9 protein-coding genes are annotated in these 4,327 nt (G+C 62.1%); 6 read left to right on the top strand and 3 right to left on the bottom strand.

Annotation, left to right across the window (positions count from 1 at the left end):
* The 6 genes from H7828_RS22605 to H7828_RS22630 all read left to right on the top strand — a co-directional run.
* A partial coding sequence (locus tag H7828_RS22605) for a hypothetical protein (protein WP_226783313.1) occupies nucleotides 1-1,037 on the top strand: 1,037 nt, incomplete at its 5' end.
* Nucleotides 1,034-1,612: a hypothetical protein gene (locus H7828_RS22610; protein WP_226783314.1), complete on the top strand. Its 579-nt coding sequence runs from the start codon at nucleotides 1,034-1,036 to the stop codon at nucleotides 1,610-1,612. The genes H7828_RS22605 and H7828_RS22610, both read left to right, overlap by 4 nt.
* A 2-nt stretch (nucleotides 1,613-1,614) precedes the next feature.
* Complete coding sequence (locus H7828_RS22615; protein WP_226783315.1) at nucleotides 1,615-2,382, top strand: glycoside hydrolase family 108 protein; 768 nt, start codon at nucleotides 1,615-1,617, stop codon at nucleotides 2,380-2,382.
* A gap of 23 nt (nucleotides 2,383-2,405) precedes the next feature.
* Nucleotides 2,406-2,726, top strand: a complete 321-nt coding sequence (locus tag H7828_RS22620) for an Acb2/Tad1 domain-containing protein (protein WP_226783316.1) — start codon at nucleotides 2,406-2,408, stop codon at nucleotides 2,724-2,726.
* Nucleotides 2,723-2,938 carry a hypothetical protein gene (locus H7828_RS22625; protein ID WP_226783317.1) on the top strand — a complete coding sequence of 72 codons (216 nt, stop codon included), beginning with the start codon at nucleotides 2,723-2,725 and terminating at the stop codon, nucleotides 2,936-2,938. The genes H7828_RS22620 and H7828_RS22625 overlap by 4 nt, the downstream gene beginning before the upstream one ends.
* A 126-nt stretch (nucleotides 2,939-3,064) precedes the next feature.
* A complete protein-coding gene (locus H7828_RS22630) occupies nucleotides 3,065-3,265 on the top strand; it encodes a hypothetical protein (protein ID WP_226783318.1) in 201 nt (66 codons plus the stop codon).
* A gap of 46 nt (nucleotides 3,266-3,311) precedes the next feature.
* On the opposite strand, the gene H7828_RS22635 is transcribed toward H7828_RS22630, so the two are convergent.
* The 3 genes from H7828_RS22635 to H7828_RS22645 are packed head-to-tail and all read right to left on the bottom strand — an operon-like array spanning nucleotide 3,312 to nucleotide 4,155.
* Nucleotides 3,312-3,521: a hypothetical protein gene (locus H7828_RS22635; protein ID WP_226783319.1), complete on the bottom strand. Its 210-nt coding sequence runs from the start codon at nucleotides 3,519-3,521 to the stop codon at nucleotides 3,312-3,314.
* A gap of 26 nt (nucleotides 3,522-3,547) precedes the next feature.
* On the bottom strand, nucleotides 3,548-3,943 hold the full coding sequence (locus H7828_RS22640; protein WP_226783320.1) for a hypothetical protein: 396 nt from the start codon (nucleotides 3,941-3,943) through the stop codon (nucleotides 3,548-3,550).
* On the bottom strand, nucleotides 3,940-4,155 hold the full coding sequence (locus H7828_RS22645) for a hypothetical protein (protein WP_226783321.1): 216 nt from the start codon (nucleotides 4,153-4,155) through the stop codon (nucleotides 3,940-3,942). The genes H7828_RS22640 and H7828_RS22645 overlap by 4 nt, the downstream gene beginning before the upstream one ends.
* Nucleotides 4,156-4,327 lie beyond the last annotated feature (172 nt).

A 4,327-nucleotide genomic window follows, 5' to 3' on the forward strand; every position in this document is an offset into this window, starting at 1 on the left:
TGGATATCCGCCATTCCGGCGAGACGGTACTGGATAATTTCAACTGCGATGGGAACACGTCGGCGGGTCCGTTCCTTCTGCGCGACTGCGTGGCGACCATCAAGAACGCTGCCATTACCGATTGCGATTCTGGCGGCATCGGCCTTCAGGACTGCTACACCCAAGGGTTCGGCGTTCAAAACGTGGACTTCGACGGTATCGCAGACGGTGTTGATGCCCTCGCGCCCTGCGTTCACTACTCACGCGGGACGCACGGCTACATTGAGGATTGCACCTTCGGCGTAACCACCGCCTGCGACGTGCATATCCAGGGGTCGCGCGATTTCCGGATCCGGGCGCGGGGCAACACGCACGGCAGTTTCAACCGCGCGATTTTCTACGGCTCCCATGCGCCGGGGATTTTCCAGTTTGACCCCGACGAACCAAACGACATTTCAAGCTGCGGGGCGACCAACGGCGATACCCCTCTGCTGCTTGTTCCGGGCGTTTACATGGATGGCATTTGGGAAGGCAGGCAGGGGGCGGGGCATCGCTACTACCCCCTCAACGACGATTCCACATGGCCCGTCACGCTGACCGGAACGACCCGCACCAACATGGCCGCGACGAACGCTGAAATCATGCCGTTCAACATGCCGGGGCCGTGGTTGCTCTCTCCGAAAGCATGGGGGCAGGTCGAGTACGAGGTGGATTGCCCGGTTGCCGAAACCGTCACGATCCAGATTGCAGGTGACAGTTCGAGCACCAGCTATCTGTTGGGGGCCATCACGCTCAGCCCCACGGCGGCGACCATCTACAAGGTCATTTTCAACGTCAGCGGGCCGCTTCCCGGGAACACTGTTGGCCGGTATTCCGCCACGGCCATCGGCAGTGATGGCTCGTCCAAGGCTGAATTTGGCGTGACGGGCAACGTGACCAATGCCGCCCTGTCCGGCCTGTCGATGGCGGCGAAAACCACTCGCCTCTACGTCACGCGGTCGGCTGGCACGGGGAACCTGCGGATATTGCGGATGCCGCAATCCGAGGTGTCCGCATGACCAGCGACGAATTCCCGAAAACATGGCGGGGCAGGGTCGTTGAGGCTGCAAAGCTGATCGGCGCTCTCAGCATCATCTGCGGGTTCTTCGGCGGGGCGTGGTCGATCACCTATGGCCCGCTGCGGGACTTCCTAGACCAGTGGGCAGCGATGCAAATCAACATCGCCCAACTGCAAGACGACATGGCGGCTGTGCAGGGGGAGGATCGCGTGATCCGCGAAACCCCCGGCATGACCTATGTCGCGGAACCAGTCTATCAGGGCGAAAACATCCGGTTTAACTTCGTGGCCGAGCGCACCCGGCTGGGCGAACCCTGCATTCTGATACAATCGCAGTCGATTTTCACCGACGCATACAACGTGCCGACGCCGGGTTCTGCCCGCTTGGCAGCACGGCAGGTTGACGACAGGCCCACGCCGCTACAGCCGACATTCACCCCGCCCCCGAACCTGCGACCGGGGCGGGTCACTGTCTATCTGATCCTGACCTACCAGTGCGACGGCAAGACCGTCTTTGACCGCACCAGCACGGCAGCGTTTGAACTGCTGGAAGGCCCTAGGCCGAAAGGGGAATGAGCATGAGAGAGAACTTTGCCGAAAGTCTGCGGGCCGTCCTGATCCATGAAGGCGGCTATGTGAACCACCCGAAAGACCCCGGCGGCGCGACCAACAAGGGTATCACGCACCGGACCTACACCGCGTGGCTGCGCCAGCACAACCAGCCGGTGCGGTCAGTCAAGGAAATCACCGACGAGGAAGTGGCCGCGATTTACAAGGCGCAGTATTGGGACGCCGTGCGCGGCGATGATCTGCCGTCCGGTCTGGACTATGCCGTGTTTGACTTCGCAGTGAACAGCGGACCAGCCCGCGCGGCGCAGTTTGTCCAGCGGATCGTCGGCGTTGATGCCGATGGCGTGATCGGGGCGCAGACACTGGCGGCAATCGGGCGAACCAGCGCGAAACAGGTGGTCGCCGAACTGTGCGCGGCGCGGATGGCGTGGCTCAAACGGCTCAAGACTTGGGCGACGTTCGGCAAGGGCTGGGCGCGGCGAGTGGCCGAGGTCCGGGCAAAGGCGATCCGGCTGTCCGAATCAAACTATGTGCATGTCACCGGCCCGGAAGCGAGCGAACCCGCCCCCGGCAAAGCATCCGGCCCGGAGAGTGCCACCGCCACCATCAAGGATGTGCTGACCGACAAGGGAGCGGTGGGGGGCGTGGCGGGCGTTCTGGGCGCTGCTGGGACGCTGCTGGGCGGCAATGGCCCGGTGCAGTATGCCATCGCCGCTGTGCTGGTCATGGCGGCTCTGACGGGCATCTGGTGGCTTGTACGAGGTCGGCAGGCATGACCCGCCGCCAATGAAATTCGGCCATGACGGCCAATCGCCCGCCCGAGCGTCAACGGGCCATTCAGAAGAAAGACACTGACATGCATATCAAACTCCACATGGGCGACGAAACGCCCGCCGAAACTCCGGTGAACACCAGCGCGGCGGATTTGGTCCGCTACAAGTTCAATCCCTCGGGGTTGGCGGATGTTCAGCGGATCAAGTTCATCGCTGCCGCCTTGATCTCGGAATGTGAGGCCATTCGCGACCAGAAGGGGCCGGGTGCGCGCGAGGCTGCAATTGCCATCACCGACATGCAAAAGGCGAGCATGATGGCAGTCGCGGCGGCAACGGCGCACCTGTGACCCGCCTGTACCTGCTGATCGGTGGCGCGGCGGTTGTCGCGTCACTGGCCGGGGCGCTGTGGTGGGTGATCGAGGACAACGCCAACCTGCGGGCCGAACGCGACGGGCTGCGGGGCTACATCGAAACGCGAAAGGGAATCGACAATGCGGATATTGGCCACGGCGATCCTGCTGACGACACTGATTGGCTGCGTGAAAGGTCCGGTCGATAGCGCCATCTGCGACGGTACGATCCTATCCCGGTCCAGCCATGCGGCGGCTCTTGCGCTGGACGGGGGGCCACGGTCGAAAGCGTCGGGCCGGGTTCTGATCGCGCAGATTGATGGCGGGTGTAAGTGATGTTGATCCTCACCGCCACCATCTGCCTGCTGTCCGACCCGGTCACGGTCGATTGCCGAACCGAGGCCATGCGGATCGAAACGGACCCCCGCGAATGCCTGGCGCTGGTCGCACCGGTCGAGGCCATGCTGGTTGAGCAAGCGGGCGATCTGCCGGTGATCTACGTCAAGGCGGCTTGCAAGCTGGGCGTCCTGTCGTGAGCCGCCGTCGCAAGGCCATGCAGCGCGCCGCCCGGCGGTATCGCTGCTATCTGCGTATGGCGCTGGCCTCGCTCACCAGTTGACCATCGACACGCAGGCCCGGCAAGTCGGAACAGTTGTCATTGATAACCTGGGCCTCATCCGTTCCGTAGAGAGTGATTGCGTAGCGCTCGCCTCCCCTGCTGTACGAGCAGGCCCACGGCTTCATCCCGCCAATCTCTGGAATATCTCTCCATTTTCCGGGCGCGTAGTCCATGCTGCGATCCTTGTTTGGCATTCCGCCTATACCACGTCACCCCGGCGCTGTGAATCGGGATTGGTGGGTAGTTTGTGCCATAGATCGTCATTCGCCACGCATGTCCGACACATAGCGCCCCCGATCATCTGGCGTAATTCTATTGCGGGGTTCTCACACAGATCGCAATTCCCCACCCTCACCAGCCCAGCCCGCGCAAGCGCCGCGTCGTCGGTGGGGTCGATGAGGTGGCCGGAACGGTAGGCGTTCCAAAGTGCCGCGATGAATTCTCCGTCTGCCGGATTGAGGTATTCCCCGGTGTCGCCGTGGCCGCATTGGGTCAGGTCTTCGTGCCATCCCGTCTTGCTGGCGTCGAAGTATCTCCCGCTTTCATTCAGCCCATCCGGCGTTGCCGCCGCGTCCAGCTTGGCAAGGTCAGTCATTCTTCCCCCCAGTGCGAAACGTCGCTTTCCGCACAAACTTCTGGGCCTTCTTCTCGGTAGAGTTCATCATCGAAGTAGCTTTTCGCCACGTCTGCGCAGTATTCATCAACAGTGGCCCCATCATCAAACGTGTCGAACCCGGCGAGACGCTTCGCCTCCCGCGTAAAGCGTTCTGTGAATTCTGACAGGGTCATTCTGGCAAGGTCAGTCATTCGGTATCTCCTGATAGGGCGCGAAGGGCCCGGCCTAGAATTTCCGGTAGTGGGTCAGTTTGAAATATCTTTTTTCGCGCGGGGTTTGTAGGGGCCACGCTTCATGGGCGCAGCGTCCTCCGCCTTTTCCACCAGCGCTACGATATCATCAACAGTCCAAGGCGATGCGACA

The sequence above is a fragment of the Oceaniglobus trochenteri genome (genome assembly GCF_020529025.1).
Lineage (GTDB): Bacteria > Pseudomonadota > Alphaproteobacteria > Rhodobacterales > Rhodobacteraceae > Oceaniglobus > Oceaniglobus trochenteri.